The sequence below is a fragment of the Pseudomonas sp. NPDC086581 genome, assembly GCF_044746165.1.
Taxonomy (GTDB): Bacteria; Pseudomonadota; Gammaproteobacteria; order Pseudomonadales; family Pseudomonadaceae; genus Pseudomonas.
In genome coordinates this window covers 676,997-695,694 of record NZ_JBIVBR010000002.1, presented here as the reverse complement: position 1 = coordinate 695,694, position 18,698 = coordinate 676,997, and the positions used below count along the sequence as shown (strand labels likewise).

At 65.7% G+C, this 18,698-nt stretch carries 17 protein-coding genes; 9 read left to right on the top strand and 8 right to left on the bottom strand.

Going from position 1 to position 18,698, the window contains the following annotated elements; genetic code table 11:
* Positions 1 to 290 precede the first annotated feature (290 nt).
* Genes ACIPK7_RS07405 through ACIPK7_RS07385 form a run of 5 tightly spaced genes read right to left on the bottom strand, consistent with a single transcriptional unit; the run spans position 291 to position 3,719 of the window.
* Complete coding sequence (locus ACIPK7_RS07405) at positions 291 to 818, bottom strand: cytochrome C (RefSeq protein WP_192431036.1); 528 nt, start codon at positions 816 to 818, stop codon at positions 291 to 293.
* Between the two features lie 17 nt (positions 819 to 835).
* Positions 836 to 1,357 carry a methylamine dehydrogenase light chain gene (locus tag ACIPK7_RS07400; RefSeq protein WP_017518360.1) on the bottom strand — a complete coding sequence of 174 codons (522 nt, stop codon included), beginning with the start codon at positions 1,355 to 1,357 and terminating at the stop codon, positions 836 to 838.
* 17 nt (positions 1,358 to 1,374) lie between these two features.
* Positions 1,375 to 2,007, bottom strand: a complete 633-nt coding sequence (mauD, locus tag ACIPK7_RS07395) for a methylamine dehydrogenase accessory protein MauD (RefSeq protein ID WP_192296068.1) — start codon at positions 2,005 to 2,007, stop codon at positions 1,375 to 1,377.
* A 4-nt stretch (positions 2,008 to 2,011) separates the two neighbouring features.
* On the bottom strand, positions 2,012 to 2,551 hold the full coding sequence (locus ACIPK7_RS07390; protein ID WP_192431037.1) for a MauE/DoxX family redox-associated membrane protein: 540 nt from the start codon (positions 2,549 to 2,551) through the stop codon (positions 2,012 to 2,014).
* A gap of 22 nt (positions 2,552 to 2,573) precedes the next feature.
* The gene (locus tag ACIPK7_RS07385; RefSeq protein WP_192431038.1) at positions 2,574 to 3,719 is read right to left on the bottom strand and encodes an amine dehydrogenase large subunit; all 1,146 of its coding nucleotides are present in this window, start codon (positions 3,717 to 3,719) and stop codon (positions 2,574 to 2,576) included.
* Positions 3,720 to 4,180: 461 nt separating this feature from the next.
* On the opposite strand from ACIPK7_RS07385, the gene codB reads away from it, so the two are divergent.
* Genes codB through codA form a run of 3 tightly spaced genes read left to right on the top strand, consistent with a single transcriptional unit; the run spans position 4,181 to position 7,921 of the window.
* On the top strand, positions 4,181 to 5,440 hold the full coding sequence (gene codB, locus ACIPK7_RS07380) for a cytosine permease (RefSeq protein WP_192431039.1): 1,260 nt from the start codon (positions 4,181 to 4,183) through the stop codon (positions 5,438 to 5,440).
* A complete protein-coding gene (locus ACIPK7_RS07375; protein ID WP_401086881.1) occupies positions 5,437 to 6,657 on the top strand; it encodes a PucR family transcriptional regulator in 1,221 nt (406 codons plus the stop codon). The genes codB and ACIPK7_RS07375 overlap by 4 nt, the downstream gene beginning before the upstream one ends.
* A 22-nt stretch (positions 6,658 to 6,679) precedes the next feature.
* The gene (gene codA / locus ACIPK7_RS07370; RefSeq protein ID WP_401086879.1) at positions 6,680 to 7,921 is read left to right on the top strand and encodes a cytosine deaminase; all 1,242 of its coding nucleotides are present in this window, start codon (positions 6,680 to 6,682) and stop codon (positions 7,919 to 7,921) included.
* Between the two features lie 277 nt (positions 7,922 to 8,198).
* Here the strand turns inward: codA and ACIPK7_RS07365 are convergent, their stop codons facing one another.
* The 3 genes from ACIPK7_RS07365 to exaA all read right to left on the bottom strand — a co-directional run bounded on the left by ACIPK7_RS07365 (position 8,199) and on the right by exaA (position 11,356).
* Complete coding sequence (locus ACIPK7_RS07365; RefSeq protein ID WP_401086877.1) at positions 8,199 to 8,633, bottom strand: carboxymuconolactone decarboxylase family protein; 435 nt, start codon at positions 8,631 to 8,633, stop codon at positions 8,199 to 8,201.
* Between the two features lie 131 nt (positions 8,634 to 8,764).
* Complete coding sequence (locus ACIPK7_RS07360; protein WP_401086875.1) at positions 8,765 to 9,427, bottom strand: pentapeptide repeat-containing protein; 663 nt, start codon at positions 9,425 to 9,427, stop codon at positions 8,765 to 8,767.
* Between the two features lie 57 nt (positions 9,428 to 9,484).
* Positions 9,485 to 11,356 carry a quinoprotein ethanol dehydrogenase gene (exaA, locus tag ACIPK7_RS07355; protein WP_192431044.1) on the bottom strand — a complete coding sequence of 624 codons (1,872 nt, stop codon included), beginning with the start codon at positions 11,354 to 11,356 and terminating at the stop codon, positions 9,485 to 9,487.
* Between the two features lie 307 nt (positions 11,357 to 11,663).
* Between exaA and pedF the strand changes: the two genes are divergently transcribed.
* From pedF to aldA, 6 genes are all read left to right on the top strand, one after another.
* Positions 11,664 to 12,101 carry a cytochrome c-550 PedF gene (gene pedF, locus ACIPK7_RS07350; protein WP_192431045.1) on the top strand — a complete coding sequence of 146 codons (438 nt, stop codon included), beginning with the start codon at positions 11,664 to 11,666 and terminating at the stop codon, positions 12,099 to 12,101.
* Positions 12,102 to 12,106: 5 nt separating this feature from the next.
* Complete coding sequence (locus tag ACIPK7_RS07345) at positions 12,107 to 13,006, top strand: substrate-binding periplasmic protein (protein WP_401086872.1); 900 nt, start codon at positions 12,107 to 12,109, stop codon at positions 13,004 to 13,006.
* A 7-nt stretch (positions 13,007 to 13,013) separates the two neighbouring features.
* Positions 13,014 to 13,766, top strand: a complete 753-nt coding sequence (locus tag ACIPK7_RS07340) for a quinoprotein dehydrogenase-associated SoxYZ-like carrier (protein ID WP_401086870.1) — start codon at positions 13,014 to 13,016, stop codon at positions 13,764 to 13,766.
* A 58-nt stretch (positions 13,767 to 13,824) separates the two neighbouring features.
* The gene (locus ACIPK7_RS07335; RefSeq protein ID WP_401086868.1) at positions 13,825 to 14,754 is read left to right on the top strand and encodes a quinoprotein relay system zinc metallohydrolase 1; all 930 of its coding nucleotides are present in this window, start codon (positions 13,825 to 13,827) and stop codon (positions 14,752 to 14,754) included.
* 230 nt (positions 14,755 to 14,984) lie between these two features.
* On the top strand, positions 14,985 to 17,168 hold the full coding sequence (locus tag ACIPK7_RS07330) for a PQQ-dependent dehydrogenase, methanol/ethanol family (RefSeq protein WP_401086866.1): 2,184 nt from the start codon (positions 14,985 to 14,987) through the stop codon (positions 17,166 to 17,168).
* Positions 17,169 to 17,190: 22 nt separating this feature from the next.
* Positions 17,191 to 18,627, top strand: a complete 1,437-nt coding sequence (gene aldA / locus ACIPK7_RS07325) for an aldehyde dehydrogenase (protein WP_401086864.1) — start codon at positions 17,191 to 17,193, stop codon at positions 18,625 to 18,627.
* The last annotated feature ends 71 nt before the right edge of the window (positions 18,628 to 18,698 follow it).

Here is an 18,698-nt window from a genome sequence, read left to right as displayed (position 1 = left end):
TGGGTGGGGGAAGTCTCCTACCGTCTGGCTTGCAGAAGCGGGTCTTGTCCCTCCACCCCCGACAGGTTCCTACCCTAACGCCATACAAGCGGGCCTCGACCGTAGGATGGTGTGGAGCGCAGTGATACCCATCGCTCCAGTGCGCAGACAGCATGGGTATCGCTGCGCTCCACCCATCCTACGAAAGCGTTCTCTGCCAACCCTTTGCGCATAAAAAAGCCCGCAGGAGCTGCGGGCATTAGTGCGGAGGCAAAGCTGTTTTCCGGCGGGCAAGCCGCCGGAGCAATCACTCAGTACGCATCGCTCATCCCATCGGTGATGGTGATGCCCTGCTTGCGCATTTCCTGGATCAACCCTGCGCGGGTGCCCGGCAGGTTGAGCAGGGCCTGGTAGCGCGTGGCTTTGACTTCCTCGGCGGTGTAGGGCTTGAACTCGGCGGGCATGCTGGCGCCAGCCATGCCCTCCTTGCGCAGCAGCCAGTTGAGCAGGTCGGCCAGTTGCGCGTCGTTCAGCGCGGACTGGGACATGCCCGGCACGCGCACGAGGAATTGCCGCCCACCCTCCACCTTCAGAAAGTTGCCGACGAAGCCGTGCAGGCGCGGTGTGTCGTTGGCCTTGCTGCCGCTGCCTTCGGTGAGATGGCAGCCGGCGCATTGCAGCTGGTAGTTGGTGGCCGGGCTGTAGCTCTGCTGGGAGATCGGCTTCTGCACCTCCTCGTTGCCGGGCGCCGGCCGCTGGTGCGGATCGGGGATCGCACGGGCCTGAGCGATGGGGGCGACCAGACTGCAGAGCAGGGCGCCGACAACGAGACTGCGCATGGGCTTTTCTCCCGACTTCAGACCGCGACGCCGCGGATGATGGTGACGGTGCAGTTGTAGATGCGCGATTCCGCGCCCAGGCACCAGTTGACGTCGTTGTTGTTGAACGGACGGTACAGCGGTTCCTCGCTCTCGTTGCGGGTACAGGCGCACTGGGAGCAGCTGTGCTTACCGCAGCAGTCGTTGTAGGAAATGATGTAGTCCTTGCCGTCCGCCGGGTTGCGGCAGGTGCCGATCCAGGTCACTTGCGAGGCATCGGTGCCGGGCGGGCAGGAGGTGGTGGTGCCGCCGCAGCAGGAGCAGAGGAAGCCGTCGATGGAGCAGTAGCGCCAGTAGTCGCAGCTATTCGGGTCACCCGGATCGCCAGCTTTGGGCGCCTCGGCGGCCAGGGCCTTGGAGGTGCGGTCGATCGGCAGGATGATCGGCAGGGCGGCGCCGGCCACCAGCAGCGATCCGAAGCGGCCCAGCAGCTTGCGCCGCGAAGTGACGTTGGCCACCTGGCGGGAGGAGCGCTCGAACAGGTTGTCGAGGAATTTCATTCTTGTTCTCTCCGTGATCAGTGGCTGTGGCCGTGGCTGGCGTCGTGGGTGTGCACGCCGTTGTGGCTGTGGCCATTCATGTACTGCTGCAGGGTGGCGCTGCCCAGGTGCTCGACCTCGAACAGGCTGTCCAGGTGCTCGCGGGAATTCACCAGGCCCTTGGCGCGCAGCACGCCCTTGCTGTCGATCAGCGCGGCGTAGGGCAGCTTGCCGATCTGGTAGGTCATGCCGACTTCCGGACCGACCACGTAGGCGGATTTCTCCAGGCCGTGCTCGGCGATCAGCGCCTGCTGGGCGGCCATGTCGCCGTCGCTGACGTAGATCACTTCCAGCTCGCCGGCCTTGTCCTTGGCGATGGACTTGATCGCCGGCAGCAGCGATTTGCAGATCGGGCAGGTCGGTGAGAGGAAGAACAGCAGCTGGCCGCGCTCGCCTTCATAGCCGAAGTTGACCGGACGACCGTGGCGGTCGGCGGCGGTGACTTTCGGCGCGGGCTCGTTGACGGCCACGCCCTTGTCGACCATCAGCGCGCCGGCCGGCGCGATGCGGCCGTGGAGGACGCCGATCTGCCGCACCAGCGCCATGACGGTGAAGGCGAGGGCGATGAGCAGCACCCAGAGAAGAATGTTGGAAACGATCAGACCTTCCATTTGTTCACCTTCCGATGAGTTTGAGCAGGCGGGGATGATTGGCCAGCAGGCCATCGGCCGCGGCATACAGGAGCAGGGCGACAGCGCTGGCGGCGAGGATCACGAAGGCGTCGAACACGCCCATCTCGCGGGCCTGCGGAGCGCAGGAGGCGATCAGGGCGAGCGCGGCGATGATCGCGTTGCGCAGCAGCAGTACCGGGCGCAGCGGTTGCATCTGGCCAGGGCCGGAGCAGCCGCAGTCGATGTCGCGGCGCCCGCGCCAGAGGTTGATGCCGATGGCGCCGGCATAGAACAGGATCAGCGCCGTGGCGGCCAGGGCCGCGCCGTGGCGGCTCGCCGGCACCAGCAGGGCGAAGGCGACAACGCCTTCGACCACCGGCAGCACGCGGGCCGCCGGGCCGACCAGCGAGGCCGGCAGCAGGCCGTAGTCTTCGACCTGGCGGGCGAAGCGCATCGGCGCGCGCAGCTTGTGGCTGGCGGCGCTGGCGAGCAGCACCGCAACGGCCACCGCACTGGCGATGATCAGGATCGGATCGGAAAACATATCCGTACCTCTCGAGGTGGTTTTAGTGGCTCAGGACCAGGATCGGCGTCTTGGCGATCTTGTCCATGGCGCCGTTGTACTTGCCGGTCTTCAGGTCGAAGATCTGCAGCCCGCCTTCGACGTCGGTGCCCAGCAGCAGCGGCTTGTCGTCGGTGGTGGCGTGCAGGCTCCACACCGGCTTGGGCGCTTCCAGGGTGCCGATCTTCTTCTGCGTCTTCAGGTCGTAGACCCAGATGAACGGGCTCGGGTCTTCCCATTTGCCGGCGCTGTGCTCTTCATGCATCAGCACGTACATGCGGTTCAGCTTGGGCGCTACGGCCATCAGCTGCCAGCCGCCGGTGCCCCAGCCTTTCTTGCGCTCTTCGTCGGTGGTCAGCGACCAGCTCGGCAGCATCTTCGGCTTGTCGCCGGAGACGTCCACCGGCTTGACCATGCCGTCGGTGGTCACGAAGAAGTAGGTCTCGCCCACGGCCAGGCCGCGTTCGTTGAGCTTTTCCTTGTTCGGATCGAAGAACGGAGTCTGGCTGCGGCCGGTTTCCTTGCCGTCGTCACCGATCTTGGTGATCTGCAGTTGGCCGTCACCGCACAGCGAGGCGAAGGCGCGCTTGCCTACCGGGTAGTTGAGGACGCAGCCGCTGATGGCGATTTCGCTGGCGACCTTCTTCTCCTGGGTGTCGACCACGGTGACCGAGGTGGACGGGGTGAAGTTGTAGATGTAGACGAAGCGATCGTCCGAGCTCGCGCCCAGAGCGTACTTCTGGGTCAGGATCGAAGCGCGCTTGGCCGGGATTTCCACTTCCCACTTCGGACGCAGGTTCGAGGTGTCCCAGGCGGTCAGCACGTCGGTGCGCACGCCGCGAGTGCCGCGGGAGTAGAAAGTGTCCGCGGAGTACAGGGTCTTCGCATCGTGGCTCAGGGTGGACGGAGCGACGAAGCCGGTGCTGACCATGCCGAGCATCTTCTTCTGCTCGGGGTCGACCACGGTGACGCGGCCGGCGATGAAGTTCTCGAACTCCACGTCGACGATGTAGGCGCGGTGCGGCGAGGGCGGGAACGGCAAGACTGTCTCACCGATGCTCTCGGTCGGCAGCTCGGCGTGGGCTGCGCCCATCGCGAGGCACGTGCTCAGCGCGAGGACCGATGGAGCGAGGAACCTGGCGACGCTCATTGGCGGGTACTCCCTTTTTCTTGTTGGCGGGCTATCTGTTGTTATCAGGCCGTCTGCCAAGGGCGGACGGCGAACGGAACATTGAGGAGAGTCTGCCTGCGTCGGTTTGCAGCGGACTTGTTGTCCGTGCCATTTCCTTGTCTGGGGGTGACAGCGTGTCGCAGGGAGAAAGTGCAGCCCGCAAGCGGCGCACGTGGCGGGAATTCTGCCGAACGGCAGTGATTCATGTCAGGCGTTTCGTCTTTTTTGGTGCGAAAAAGCTGCATCGTGCCCCGGAAATCCGCACAATGCACATTTGAGCTATCTTGAAACGCCGTTACACCCACCGGAAGTGTGCATTGTGAACAGTTCACAATGTTCGACATGCTCAAAATTTCCGCGTCGTTCCTGATTGGCTTTTCCGGCCCGCTATTTGCGTTGTGCCGGGAGTCCTCAACCAATCCTCGCGGAGATCCCCCTGAATGAGTTCCCCCAGTGAATTTCCCCTGAGCGCGACGCCCAGGGAAGGGCGCAAAGGCCTACTGCCCATCGCCATGGTCCTGTTCAGCTTCACCTTCTTCACCGGCACCATGTTCGCCGGCGGCAAGATCGGCATGGCCTTCGACTTCGTCGACATGCTTTGGGTCGCCTTCATCGGTAACGTGCTGCTCGCCATCTACGCTGCCTCTCTAGGCCTGATTGCCTCGCGCAGCGGCCTGAACACCGTCTTGATGGGCCGCTTCTGCTTCGGCGAGCGCGGCAGCAAGCTGTCCGACTTTCTCCTCGGCTTCGCGGAACTGGGCTGGTACGCCTGGGGCACCGCCACCGTGGCCATCGTGCTGGTGAAGATGCTGTCGCTGCCGGAGTGGCTGAACATCCCGCTGATGGTGGTCTTCGGCCTGCTGTTCTCGATTACCGCGATCATCGGCTTCAAGGGCCTGGACATCATGTCCCGCGTGTCAGTACCGCTGATGTTCATCCTGCTGGTGGCATCGATGGTCATCGCGACCACGCACGCTGGCGGCTGGAGCGGCCTGCTGGCGAAGGAACCGAGCCAGACCCTGACCTTCTCTGCGGCCGTGACCATGGTCTTTGGCACCTTCGCCAGCGGCGCGACCCAAGCCACCAACTGGACTCGCATGGCCCGCAATGGGCGCATCGCGGTGATCGCCAGTGTCGTTGCCTTCCTCATCGGCAACGGCCTGATGATCGTCGCCGGCGCCTGGTGCGCCATCGTCTACCAGAACGCCGACATCGTCGAAGTGATGGTGCTGCAGGGCCTGTCCTTCGCCGCGGTGATCATGCTCTGCCTGAATCTGTGGACCATCCAGGGCCCGACCATCTACAACGTCTCCGCCGCCGCCTGCCACCTGGTGCGCAGCGAGCGTCGCCGCACCATGACCCTGCTGGCCGCCGGCATCGGCATCATCCTCGCCATCGGCGGCATGTACGAATGGCTGATCCCGTTCCTGGTGCTGCTGGGTTCGATCATCCCGCCGCTGGGTGGCGTGATCATGGCCGACTACTGGTACCGCAACCGCGGTGAATACCCGGCGCTGGTGGGCAACCACATCCCGGCGTTCAACGTTACCGGCCTGGTGTCCTACGCAGTTGGCGCCGGCCTGGCCTACGCCTCGCCGTGGATCGCTCCGCTGGTGGGCATCGCCGCTTCGGCGATCTGCTATATCGTTCTCACCGAAGTCACCCGCGCCCGTGCGCCGGTGGCCGAGCCGCGCGCTTGAGCCTGAGCGTCGAGGAAATCCTCCGTCTGCCGGGGCTGGAAAGCCTTGCGCTGCGGGCCGGCGCGCGCAACGTGCATCGCAGCGTGCGCTGGTCCTATGTGGCGGAGAACGTCGGCATCGCCGACTGGGTGATGGGCGGCGAACTGGTGTTCGTCACCGGCATCAACCACAGCCGTGACGAGGCCAACCTGCTGCAGCTGGTGCGCGAAGGCGTCGCCAGCGGCATCGCCGGCATCGTCATCCTCACCGGCGACGAGTTCATCCAGCGCATCCCTGCGTCCGTGGTTCATCTGGCCGAGACGGAAGGTCTGCCGTTGATCGAGCAGCCCTACGCGCTGAAGATGGTCATCGTCACCCACCTGATCGGCACGGCGCTGGTGCAGATGACCCAGGTGAAGACCTCCCGTCGCGACATCCTCGGCCAGTTGCTCAGCGGCGATTACCCGAGCCTGGAGATTGTCCGCCGTCGCGCACAGCACCTGGAACTGCCAGTGGAGACGCCACGTCGCCTGGTGGCGCTGCGGCTCTCCGGCGTCGACACGCTGTTCCAGCGACAGGAGCCGGAGGAGGCTGAACGCTCGCTGCAACTGACTCGCCAGCGCCTGCTCGATCATCTGGAGAACTGGCAGCAGGAGCGTCCAGAGCGCCTGCCTGTGGTGATCCAGGGTGACCTGTTCGTCCTGCTGCTGGGCGATTCCGGGAGTGCCGAGCGCGCCGAACTACGCGCCTTGTCCATCGGGTTGCAGCAGGAACTCGCGCCGTTGCGTGCCCATCTCGGTTTGTCTGCCCGCGCCGATTCCTGCGCCGAATTCCCCCGCGCGCTGCTCGAAGCTCGCCAGGCGTTGGACGTCGCCGAAGGCATGCAGGCGCCGGCCGGCTTCTGCGACTACCGTGAGCTGGGCGTGTTGCGCCTGCTGCGGGCGATCCCGGATCGCGCGGTGGTTGAGCAGTTCGTCAAGGACACCCTCGGCCCGCTCAACGATCCGGGCCGCAAACAGCCGCACCTGCTGATCGAGACGCTCGACGCGCTCGTCCAGGAGGGCGGCAATGCGCTCAGGGCGGCACAGCGCCTGGGCATCCACCGCAATACCCTGAACCAGCGGATCGTGCGGATTGAGGCCCTCAGCGGCCAGTCCCTGGACGACGCGCAGTTCCGCCTGAATACCTCCGTGGCGCTGCTCATCTGGCGCATGTCCAATGCGCCGCGCCACGAATAGCCTGAAGAGGACCTTTGATCCCATGAAAATCATCAACGCCTCGCTGCGCAAGCAGACCGGCCTGTTCACCATCCGCTGCGAAGGCGACGTCATCGCCGAGGTCGTGCAGCAAGCCGGCAGCGTAGCCGCCAGCGGCGACGACATCGACGCCCGTGGCAACCTGGCCATCGCTCCGCTGGTGGAACCGCATATCCACCTCGACGCCACCCTGACCGCCGGCGAGCCGGAATGGAACATGAGCGGCACGCTGTTCGAGGGCATCGAGCGCTGGGCCCAGCGCAAGGAAACCATTACGCACGAGGACACCAAGACCCGCGCCCACACCACCATCCGCATGTTGGCCGCCCACGGTATCCAGCACGTGCGCACCCACGTTGACGTGACCGATCCGACCCTGGCGGCATTAAAGGCCATGGTGGAAGTCCGTGAAGAAGCGCGGCACCTGGTGGACCTTCAGATCGTCGCCTTCCCGCAAGAGGGCATCGAGTCCTACGAGGGCGGCCGCGAGCTGATGGAAGAGGCGATCCGCCTGGGCGCGGACGTGGTTGGTGGCATCCCGCACTTCGAGAACACCCGCGAGCAGGGCGTCAGCTCGATCAAGTTCCTGATGGACCTGGCCGAACGCACCGGTTGTCTGGTGGACGTGCACTGCGACGAGACCGACGACCCGAACTCGCGCTTCCTCGAAGTGCTCGCCGAAGAAGCCCGCGTGCGCGGCATGGGCGGTCGCGTCACCGCCAGCCACACCACGGCTATGGGTTCCTACGACAACGCCTACTGCTCGAAGCTGTTCCGCCTGCTCAAGCGCTCGGGCATCAACTTCGTCTCCTGCCCGACCGAGAGCATCCACCTGCAGGGACGCTTCGACACCTTCCCGAAACGCCGTGGCGTGACCCGCGTGGCCGAGATCGACCGCGCCGGCATGAACGTCTGCTTCGGCCAGGACTCGATCAAGGACCCGTGGTACCCGCTGGGCAACGGCAACATCCTGCGCGTGCTGGACGCCGGCCTGCACATCTGCCACATGATGGGCTTCGACGACCTGCAGCGTGCTCTGGACCTGGTTACTGACAACAGCGCCCGTGCGCTGAACCTGGGTGCGCGCTACGGCATCGCCGCCGGGCGTCCGGCCAACCTGCTGGTTCTGGGGGTGGCGAGTGACTACGAAGCGGTGCGCCAGCAGACCAAGGCGCTGTACTCGATCCGCAATGGCCGCGTGCTGATGAAACGCGAGCCGGAGAAGGTGGAGCTGGTCGAAGTCTGACTGGTTTCACTTGTGGGACCGAGCTTGCTCGCGAACAGCCCCGCATCGAGGCCTGGGTTCGCGAGCAAGCTCGCTCCTACGAGATCAAGAGTCTGGCTGCATGACACGGCGCCGTTCGTTCCAGCTACTTAAGAGCGGATTCTGTCCGCGATGGGTTCGAAGCGTGCCGGGAAACATCGCGGGCGGAGTCCGCTCCTACAAAAGTAGGCGCCCCTCAACCTATCCTGCAAGCGGGATAGGTTGAGGAGCGCACAACGCCGCGGGCGGCGAGCGCCAATCAGGGCACCATCGCCATCCCAACGCCGAAGCGGTTCCAGGCATTGATGGTGGCAATCGCCAGGGTCAGGTTGGCGATCTCGGCGTCGCTGAAATGCTCGCGCAAGGCGTCGAACTGGTCCTGCGGGGCGTGTTTTTCCGGCAGGCGGGTAAGGCTTTCCACCCAGGCCAGCGCAGCGCGCTCGCGCTCGGTGAAGAAGCGGGTTTCCTCCCAGACGCTCAGGGTCTGCAGCCGTGCCTCGGTCTCGCCGGCCTTGCGCGCATCATTGGCGTGCATGTTCACGCAGTAGGCGCAGCCGTTGATCTGCGACGCGCGCAGGCGGATCAGCTCCAGCAGCGAGGTTTCCAGCCCGGATTTGGCCAGGGCCTGCTCCAGTCCAAGCATGGCCTTGTAGGCGTCGGGGGCGGCCTTGGCCCATTCGATACGTGCGCTCATGGTGATCTCCAGTGGGGCCCGCCTTAGTGCGGGAATGGCGCTAAGTTACCGCTCGCGCCGTTACCTTCGAATAGCCAATTCCCGGCAATACCGGCAGACCAATGGAGCCAATCCCGGCGCCGGGCCGGGTTTCAGTCCCAACCGCCGGGGCAGCCCTTGCATCCCGCCATGTTGCTGCCTTGGAAGTTGCCGAAGCGCTGGCGGCTGCCACGCAGGTCGGCGTCTTCCAGGTTGGCTTCGGCCAGCTTCACTTCCTGCAGGTTGGCGTCGCGCAGGTCGGCGCCCTTGAGGTCGGCGCGGGAGAGCCAGGTCATCTCCAGGTCCGCCGCGCGCAGCGTGGCCTGGTGCAGCTTGCCGCCGCTCAGGCGGGCGAACTCCAGGTAGGCGGCGGTCAGATCCGCGCCTTGCCATTGCGCACCCTGCGCGAACAGGCCCCAGGCCTGGATGGCCACCAGCCTGGCGTCGCTCAGGTCCGCGCCGCGCAGATTGGCCTGCTGCAGGCTGGCGCGGGTGAGGTCGGCGCCGGTCAGGCGCGCCTGTTGCAGAATGGCCAGGTCGAGCCTGGCGTGACGCAGGTCGGCTCCGGAGAGATTGGCGCCGGACAGATTCATGCGCGTCAGGTCCTGGTTGCGCAAGTCGGCGCCGCGCAGGTCAGCATTAGGACACTGACTGTCGGGTTCGATGCGGCAGCCGGCGATGACGGTTGCCGCATCGTCGTCCACCTCCGGCGCGGATTGGCTGGTGGCGAAGGCGAGGGTGGAGAGGGGGAAGAGCAGGCAGACGAGCAGGCGCATGGCGATCTCCTGGGTAAATGAGACAGGCCCGCACCGGTTTCGGCGCGGGCCCGGGCATCAGCGGCTGGCGGTCTTGTTGTCCCAGCTGGGCAGCTTGAACACCCAGAAGGAACCGCCCTGGGCCACCGGCTTGGTCAGCTCGGCCATGTCGCCGCCCCACAGCGGCACCGCGCCGCCATAGCCGACGGTCACGCCGATGTACTGCTCGCCGTCCTGCTCCCAGGTGATGGGCGGGGAGACGATGCCGCTGCCGGTCTGGAACTGCCAAAGCTCCTTGCCGGTCTTCGCGTCGAAGGCCTTGAGGAAGCCTTCGCCGGTACCGGTGAACACCAGGTTGCCTGCGGTGGCCAGCACACCGGCCCAGAGCGGCAGGTGATCCTTGTATTCCCACTCGACCTTGCCGGTGGTGGGGTTCATGGCGCGCAGGGTGCCGACGTGGTCGTCATACATGCGCTTGATGCGGAAGCCCATGCCCAGGTAGGCGCTGCCCTTGGCGTAGTTCACCTCCTCGGTCCAGTAGTCCTCCTTCCAGTGGTTGGCGGGGACGTAGAACAGCCCGGTGTCCTGACTGTAGGCCATGGGGTTCCAATTCTTGCCGCCGAGGAAGGGCGGCGAGACTTCCACGGCCTTGCCTTGTTTCTGCCCCGGTTCCGGCAGCGGTGGGCGCTGGCCTTCGTTCTCCACCGGGCGACCAGTCTTCAGGTCGATGTGGCTGGCCCAGGTGATGTTGTCGACGAAGGGGAAGGCGTTCTGCAGCTTTCCATTGTTCCGGTCGACCACGTAGAAGAAGCCGTTACGGTCGGCGTGGGCGGTGGCCTTGACGATCTTGCCGTCCTTGGCCTTGTAGTCGAACAGCACCAGTTCGTTGTTGCCGGAGAAGTCCCAGGCGTCGTTGGGCGTGTGCTGGTAGAACCACTTCACCTCGCCGGTGCTCGGGTCGACGCCGACCTGCCCTGAGGTATAGAGGCTGTCGTAGTCGTGCGGGTTGCCGCCCTTGGCGGTGCGCGCCCAGGTGTTCCACGGACCGGGGTTGCCGGCGCCGACGATGATGGTGTTGGTCTCGGCATCGAAGCTCGCGCTTTGCCACGGGGCGCCGCCGCCGTGGCTCCAGGCTTCCACCTTGCCGGTGGGCGAGTTCTTGTCTTCCGGCCAGGACGGTGCTTTGACGTCGCCAGTGACGGTGCTGTCCTTGCCGTTCAGGCGGCCCATGTGGCCTTCGACGAAGGGCCGCATCCACACCTCTTCGCCGGTGTCCGGGTCGCGGGCGAACAGGCGGCCGACTACGCCGAACTCGTCGCCGGAGCTGCCGTGGATCAGCAGTACCTTGCCGGTCTTGCCGTCCTTCACGATGGTCGGCGCGCCGGTCATGGTGTAGCCCGCGCCGTGGTCGCCGAACTTCTTCTTCCAGACCACCTTGCCAGTCTTCTTGTTCAGTGCCACGACGGCGGCGTCGAGGGTGCCGAAGTAGATCTTGTCGCCATAGATGGCGGCGCCGCGGTTGACCACGTCGCAGCACGGGCGGATGTCGTCGGGCAAACGGTGGTTATAGGTCCACAGGCGCTTGCCGGTCCTCGCGTCGAGGGCGAACAGCCGCGAGTAGGACGCGGTGACGTAGACCACGCCGTCGCTGACGATGGCCTGGGACTCCTGGCCGCGCTGCTTCTCGTCGCCGAAGGAGTAGGACCAGGCCGGCGTCAGCTTGAACACGTTGTCGGCATTGACCTGCTTGAGCGGGCTCCAGCGCTGGGCGTTGGTGCCCATGCCGTACTGCAGCACGTCGCCGGTGGTCTTGTGGTCGTTGGCGATGTCGTCCCAGGTCACGTCTTTCGCCAGGGCGGAGCCGCCAGCGGTGAGGGCGATGGCACAAGCGAGACCGCTGAAGACGAGGTGCAGGGGGGCGAGGCGCTGGGGAGCTGTTGTTGTTCTCATGGTGGTTTCCCGTGATGGATGGCGGCAGGCCGCTGCACGTGCCGCGGCGAATCCATGTTGGGAGGAGGGCGTGGTGACGGGGAACGGAAAAGCTCCCGGCGATGCCGGGATAATTTCCCGGTCCGGGCATGACTTGGGCTTGCTGCAAAAGCGCTGGCGGGGGCCGACCGCCGTTCTAGTACGAAGGGAGTAGGCGGGAGCATCCAAAGCAGGATTCGGCCGCCGGCCCTGCGTTCTTACCATCGTCATCACTGGCGTCTTTCCGGGCGCCGTGCCTTGCCAAGCATCTCGATGAGAGGATGAAGTGATGAACAACAAGAACGTGCTGTGTGGCCTGCTGTTAGTGGCCGGCCTGGGTGTTTCGGGTCTGGCCCTGTCCCACGGCAATGTGACGCCCCAGGCAGTGGATACCACGGGGCTGGAACCGCTGGGCAAGGAATGGCGCGACACCAACCCCTACCGCGAGCCCTACGCCAACCACGCCAAGGCGGTGGAGATCGGCGCGTCGGCCTACAACCAGAACTGCGCACGCTGTCACGGCCTGGAAGCCAAGTCCGGCGGCATCGCCCCCGACCTGCGCATGCTCGACGCCGGCGCCGAGGGTGACGAGTGGTTCAAGGAGCGTGTGATCAACGGCGCGGTGCGTGATGGTGCGGTGTACATGCCGAAGATGGCCGACTTCATCAGCCAGGAAGGCCTCTGGGCGATCCGCACCTACCTGGACAGCGTGCACGTGGAAGAGTGACCGCCATGCGCCAGCCCTATCTGCTGATCGGCGCGCTACTGGGCCTGGCCATGTGCTTGCTGCTGGGGCAGGCGCAGGCAGGGGTTCGTCCCTACGAGGACATGGTTTCCAGCGGCGTGCTGCGGGTGGCCGTGTACGAGAACTTCCCGCCCTACAGCTTCATGCAGGGCGGGCAGCCGCGCGGGGTCGACATCGATCTCGCCCAGCGCCTGGCCAGCGGCCTGGGCCTGCGCGCGGAGTTCCTCTGGGTCACGCCCGGCGAACGCCTGGATGACGACCTTCGCAACTTCATCTGGAAGGGCCATTACCTGCGCCCGGGCGTGGTCGCCGACGTGATGCTGCGCGTGCCGTACGACCGTCAGTACGCCAACCGGCGCAACGATGTCGGCGAGTTCGCCAACGAGCAGGTAGTCATGTTCGGCCCCTACCAGCGCGAACGCTGGCAGGTGGTCAGCGATGACCGCCGGCTGTCCGAGGTGGACACCATTGCCGCCTTCCGCGAACACCCCATCGGGGTCGAGCTGGACAGCGTGCCGTCCTTCTACCTGACCTCCGTGCTGGGCGGCCAGCTCAGCCGCATGACCGTGCACTTCCCCAGCACCCAGGCCGCCTTCGACGGCATGCGCGCGGGCAAGGTGGACGCGGTGATGGCCCTGCGCGGCGAGTTGGACTGGATGCGCGCGCAAGCCGCTGACCAGCACCTGAAGAACGCCGAGAACACCTATCCCAATCTCGGCCAGCCCGAGTGGGACATCGGCATGGCGGTGCATGAAAGCAACCGCCAGCTCTCCAACGCCCTGGATGGCGAGCTGGAGGAACTGGTGCGCAGCGGCGAGATGCAAAAGCTCTACGCGGCCTACGGCGTGCGCTACGAACTGCCGGGGCTCTATCAGGACGTGCAGTGAGGGATAAATGATGCACAGGCGCGAACTGCTGCTCGGGATCTGCGCACTGCCGCTGCTGGCAGCGGCGGTGGAGGGCGACCCGATGCCCTCGGTGATGTGGGAGTACCACCACAAGCGCCTGCTGAATGGCGAACCCTACGTCTTCGACGAGCGGGTGAAGCTGGGCGTGCCGCCGTTCGCCGAGGACTCCCGCCAGGTCCCGGTGGAAGTGGATGCCCGTGCCTTGCCGGGGCGCTTCGACCGGCTGCTGCTGTGGGCCGAGCTGAACCCGATTCCCCATGTGCTGACGCTCTATCCCGGCGAGCACCTGGAGCCGTTGCTGGCGGTGCGCATCCGCATTGAGCAGGCCACGCCGATCCGCGCCGCGCTGCGCGACGAGAAGGGCGTCTGGCACGTCGGCTCGGCTTGGATCGACGCCGCCGGTGGCGGCTGCACCGCGCCCAGCGTGGTGCGCGCGCAGCCGGGTTGGGAAGACCGCCTCGGCCAGGTGCACGGCGAGTCCTTCGCCAAGGGCGAATACAGCCGGGTGCGCCTGTCGGTCTCGCACCCGATGGACAACGGCCTGGTCGGCGGCATCCCCGAGTTCTACCTGGATCACGCCGAACTGCGCGGGCCGGACGGCGAAGTCTTCGCCCGGCTCGACCTGTTCCCGGCGGTCAGCGAGAACCCGACCTTCACCCTCGAGGTGCGCGGCCATCCGCACACGCAGCTCTGGCTGCACGACAACAACGGCAACGAATTCCAGGCCGCTCTGCGCTGACACCGCATCGAGTTGAGGCCGCCCTGTGCTGACGCCGCCCTGTACCGACGAGGTGCCCATGCGTTTCCTCCTGATCGCCCTGGCCTGCCTGTGCCTGCCGGCACTGGCCGACCTGCAGTACCACCTCGAACCCCGGAAGATCGCCGAAGGCACCTGGCTGGTGGAAGGCGGCACCGACAACTTCGCCAAGGATAATGGCGGCGCCATCGTCAACGTCGCTTTCATCGACACCGGCGACGGTGTGCTGGTGATCGATACCGGTCCGTCGAAGCGCTACGGCGAAGCCCTGCGTGCGCTGATCCAGCAGACTACCGGCAAGCCGGTGAAGCGCGTGCTGCTGTCCCATCACCACCCCGATCACGTGCTGGGCAACCAGGCCTTCACCGACGTGCCCATCGGTGCGCTGGCCGGCACCAGCAAGCTACTGAAGGAGCAGGGCAACGCCATGGCGGAGAACATGTATCGCCTGGTCGGCGACTGGATGCGCGGCACGGAAGTGGTACTGCCCAGCGAGACGGTGATGCCGGGTGAGCTGCAGATGGGCAGCCACCGATTCCGCCTGGTCGGCTTGCGCGGACATACCGGCGCCGACCTGGCGATCCTTGACGAAACCACTGGCGTGCTGTTCGCCGGCGACATCGTGTTCTACCAGCGTGCGCTGACCACGCCGAACAGCCCGGGGCTGGACGTCTGGCTGGGCGATCTCGACACGCTGCAGAAACTGCCGTGGAAACTCATCGTCCCCGGCCACGGCCCAATCGCCACCGATGCCGCACCCTTTGCGCAGATGCGTGATTACCTCGGCTGGCTCGACAGCGTGATGCGCGATGGCATCGCCCAGGGCGCGGACATGAACGACCTCCTGCGCACGCCCATCCCCGAGCGCTTCGCCGGCGTCAGCCTGACGCGTTACGAACTGATCCGCAGCGTCAGTCACCTCTATCCGCGCTACGAGCAGAAGGCGCTGCCGCGCGTCGACCAGCAGTGACTGCGCCGTCCTGCAAAGCTTGCTTGGCGTCCCGGTTGCGCAACACCTGCCGCGGTTCCGCGCAACACCTGTAGCGCTTGCAATACCGGCATCTTCGTCAGCAGGAAACGCCAGAGGCCCCGAACGGCGAGCCCTCCAGCCCAACTCGAAAACCCTGGCACAACGGTTGCTCTGAGCCTTGCAAGCCGCGGCGAACGATCCGCGGCACCAACAAGAATCGGAGAACCTCCATGAGATCGATTGGCCCGCACGTGCCTTCCGTTCGCCTGCAACCCGCCCTGCGTCATTCCCTGCTGACCGCTTCGCTGCTGATGGCCGGTCTGTCCCACAATCTCCAGGCTGCTGAAGTCCCGGCCAACGTCGATGGCAAGCGCATTGCCGCCGCCAATAGCGAACCCGGCAACTGGATGTCCACCGGCCGCACCTACGACGAGCAGCGCTTCAGCCCGCTGAAGAAGATTGACCAGAGCAACGTCGGTAACCTGGGCCTGGCCTGGAGCCACAAGCTGGACATCGACCGTGGCGTGGAAGCCACGCCCATCGTAGTCGATGGCGTGATGTACACCACTGGGCCTTTCTCCATCGTCTACGCGCTGGACGCCCGCACCGGCGAGCAACTGTGGAAGTACGACCCGCAGTCCGACCGCAGCCGCGCCGGCGAAGCCTGTTGTGACGCAGTGAACCGTGGCGTGGCGGTGTGGAAGGGCAAGGTCTACGTCGGCGTACTCGATGGGCGCCTGGAGGCCATCGACGCCAAGACCGGCAAGCGCGTGTGGAGCGTCGATACCCGCAGCGATCCGTCGCGCAGCATCACCATCACCGGCGCGCCGCGCATCGTGAAGGGCAAGGTGATCATCGGCAACGGCGGCGCCGAGTTCGGTGTGCGCGGGTACATCACCGCCTACGATGCCGAGACCGGCAAGCAGGACTGGCGCTTCTTCACCGTGCCCGGCGACCCCAAGGAAATGCCCAAGGGCAAGGGCATGGAAATCGCCGCCAAGACCTGGTTCGGCGACAACTATCACAAGCAGGGCGGTGGCGGCACCGTGTGGGACTCCATGTCCTACGACCCGGAGCTGAACCTGCTGTACATCGGCGTCGGTAACGGCTCCTCGTGGAACCCGCGCATCCGCAGCGAAGGCAAGGGTGACAACCTGTTCCTCTCGTCCATCGTCGCGATCAACCCTGATAACGGCGAGTACGTCTGGCACTACCAGACCACGCCGGGCGACGCCTGGGATTACACCGCCACCCAGCACATCATGCTGGTGGACCTGGAGATCGACGGCAAGCAGCGCAAGGTACTGATGCAGGCGCCGAAGAACGGCTTCTTCTATGTCATCGACCGCGCCACCGGCGAGCTGCTCTCGGCGAAGAACTTCATCCCGATCAACTGGGCCACCGGCATCGACATGAAGACCGGTCGGCCGATCCGCAACGAGAAGGTCTCCGACTACTGGAAGGACCCGGAGAAGAAGGCGCGCCTGATCCAGCCGGCCTTCTGGGGCGCCCACGACTGGCAGCCCATGTCGTACAACCCCAACACCGGCCTGGTGTACATCCCCGCGCACATCATGTCGGCGATGTACCAGGACGTCGACGGCGCGCCACCGCGCTCCAAGTTCAAGAGCATCTACCAGCTCGACGTCAATACCGGGATGATGCCCGAGGACCCCGAAGGCCTGCGCAAGATCGCCGACACCTGGACCGGCAAGCTGATCGCCTGGGACCCGGTGAAGCAGGAGAAGCGCTGGGAAGTCCCCTACAGCACCATCTTCAACGGCGGCACTCTCAGCACCGCCGGCAACCTGGTGTTCGAAGGCACCGCTGACGGTCGCGTGGTGGCCTATGCCGCCGAGACCGGCAAGAAGCTCTGGGAATCCCCGGCCAACACCGGCGTGATGGCTGCGCCGATCACCTATGAGGTGGACGGCGAGCAGTACGTGACCTTCATGGCTGGCTGGGGCGGCGCCTTCTCCACCTTCGCCGGCGCCTTGTCGCTGCGCGCCGGGGTCAAGCCCAACGCCCAGGTGCTGACCTACAAGCTCGGCGGCACCGCCAAGCTGCCGGACATCAACTACAAGTGGGCCGACCGCAAGCCCGAGCCGCCGGCGCTGACCGGCACCACCGCGCAGATCGACCAGGGTCGCGAGCTGTTCAACTCCAGTTGCTCGCAGTGCCACGGCATCAACGCCATCAGCGGCGGCGTGGTGCCCGACCTGCGCACCCTCAGCGCGGAAAACCACCAGCGCTTCCTCGGCATCATCTACGGCGGCCGCATCCCCGACGGCATGCCGTCGTTCCAGGGTCACCTCGACCTGCAGCAGGCTGAGGCCGTGCACCAGTACCTGATCAAGCGCGCCTACGACCTCAAGGAACAACTGGCCGGCGCGCAGAAGACTGCCGCCAAGTGACCGTCAAACCGGAGAGCAACCCATGACTGACGTGACAACCTACCAGCACTACATCGACAACCGCTTCGTCGCTGGCGAGCCACTGATCGAGGTGCACAACCCGGCCAACGGCGAGCTGCTGGCGCGCATCCCCGAGGCCAGCGCGGCCCAGGTGGACAGCGCCATCGGCGCCGCCCGCGCGGCGCAGAAGGGCTGGGCGGCCAAGCCTGCCATCGAGCGCGCCGGCTACCTGCGCAAGATCGCCGAGAAGGTCCGTGCCAACGCGCCGCGCCTGGCGAAGATCATCACCGCCGAGCAAGGCAAGGTGCCGGCGCTGGCGGAAGTGGAAGTGAACTTCACCGCCGACTACCTCGACTACATGGCCGAGTGGGCGCGCCGCCTGGAAGGCGAAGTGCTGACCAGCGACCGTGCCGGCGAGCACATCTTCCTGCTGCGCAAACCGCTGGGCGTGGTGGCGGGCATCCTACCGTGGAACTTCCCGTTCTTCCTCATCGCCCGGAAGATGGCGCCGGCGCTGCTGACCGGCAACACCATCGTCATCAAGCCCAGTGAAGAAACCCCGATCAACTGCTTCGAATTCGCCCGTCTGGTGGCGGAAACCGACCTGCCCACCGGTGTTTTCAACGTCGTCGGCGGCACCGGGGCCAGCGCCGGGAGCGCACTGACCAGCCACGCCGGGGTGGACCTGATCAGCTTCACCGGCAGTGTCGCTACCGGCTCGCGGATCATGGCGGCGGCCGCGCCGAACATCACCAAGCTGAACCTGGAGTTGGGTGGCAAGGCGCCGGCCATCGTCCTCGCCGACGCCGACCTGGAGCTGGCGGTAAACGCCATCAAGGCCTCGCGGGTGATCAATACCGGGCAGGTGTGCAACTGCGCCGAGCGCGTCTACGTGCAGCGCCAGGTGGCCGATCAGTTCATCGAGAAGATCGCCGCCGCCATGGCCGCCACCCGCTTCGGCGACCCGAACGTGCAGGCCGACCTGGACATGGGCCCGCTGGTCAACCGGATCGGCCTGGACAAGGTCGCGCAGATGGTTCGTACGGCGACCGGGCAGGGCGCCCAGATCATCACCGGTGGCGCCGTGGCCGACCTCGGCAAGGGCTTCCACTACCAGCCCACCGTGCTCGCCGGCTGCAAGGGCGACATGGAGATCATGCGCAAGGAAATCTTCGGCCCGGTGCTGCCGATCCAGGTGGTGGACGACCTCGACGAAGCGATCTCCCTGGCCAATGACAGTGATTACGGACTGACCTCGTCGATCTACACCCGCAACCTCAGCGCCGCGCTCAAGGCCAGCCGCGAGCTGGACTTCGGCGAGACCTACATCAACCGCGAGAACTTCGAGGCCATGCAGGGTTTCCATGCCGGCACCCGCAAGTCCGGTATCGGCGGCGCGGATGGCAAGCATGGGTTGTATGAGTACACGCATACGCATGTGGTTTATGCGCAGGAGTGAGCCGGGTCAGTTCGTGCCTGGGCTTAGACCCTCTCTCTAACCCTCTCCCTTCAGGGAGAGGACTGGAGGAG

Coding starts and splice junctions, on each gene's coding strand:
- aldA (WP_401086864.1), top strand. CDS start 17,191: ATGACTGACGTGACAACCTACCAGCACTACATCGACAACCGCTTCGTC.
- ACIPK7_RS07390 (WP_192431037.1), bottom strand. CDS start 2,551: ATGTTTTCCGATCCGATCCTGATCATCGCCAGTGCGGTGGCCGTTGCG.
- codB (WP_192431039.1), top strand. CDS start 4,181: ATGAGTTCCCCCAGTGAATTTCCCCTGAGCGCGACGCCCAGGGAAGGG.
- pedF (WP_192431045.1), top strand. CDS start 11,664: ATGAACAACAAGAACGTGCTGTGTGGCCTGCTGTTAGTGGCCGGCCTG.
- ACIPK7_RS07365 (WP_401086877.1), bottom strand. CDS start 8,633: ATGAGCGCACGTATCGAATGGGCCAAGGCCGCCCCCGACGCCTACAAG.
- ACIPK7_RS07335 (WP_401086868.1), top strand. CDS start 13,825: ATGCGTTTCCTCCTGATCGCCCTGGCCTGCCTGTGCCTGCCGGCACTG.
- ACIPK7_RS07385 (WP_192431038.1), bottom strand. CDS start 3,719: ATGAGCGTCGCCAGGTTCCTCGCTCCATCGGTCCTCGCGCTGAGCACG.
- ACIPK7_RS07405 (WP_192431036.1), bottom strand. CDS start 818: ATGCGCAGTCTCGTTGTCGGCGCCCTGCTCTGCAGTCTGGTCGCCCCC.
- ACIPK7_RS07400 (WP_017518360.1), bottom strand. CDS start 1,357: ATGAAATTCCTCGACAACCTGTTCGAGCGCTCCTCCCGCCAGGTGGCC.
- mauD (WP_192296068.1), bottom strand. CDS start 2,007: ATGGAAGGTCTGATCGTTTCCAACATTCTTCTCTGGGTGCTGCTCATC.
- exaA (WP_192431044.1), bottom strand. CDS start 11,356: ATGAGAACAACAACAGCTCCCCAGCGCCTCGCCCCCCTGCACCTCGTC.
- ACIPK7_RS07330 (WP_401086866.1), top strand. CDS start 14,985: ATGAGATCGATTGGCCCGCACGTGCCTTCCGTTCGCCTGCAACCCGCC.
- codA (WP_401086879.1), top strand. CDS start 6,680: ATGAAAATCATCAACGCCTCGCTGCGCAAGCAGACCGGCCTGTTCACC.
- ACIPK7_RS07340 (WP_401086870.1), top strand. CDS start 13,014: ATGATGCACAGGCGCGAACTGCTGCTCGGGATCTGCGCACTGCCGCTG.
- ACIPK7_RS07345 (WP_401086872.1), top strand. CDS start 12,107: ATGCGCCAGCCCTATCTGCTGATCGGCGCGCTACTGGGCCTGGCCATG.
- ACIPK7_RS07360 (WP_401086875.1), bottom strand. CDS start 9,427: ATGCGCCTGCTCGTCTGCCTGCTCTTCCCCCTCTCCACCCTCGCCTTC.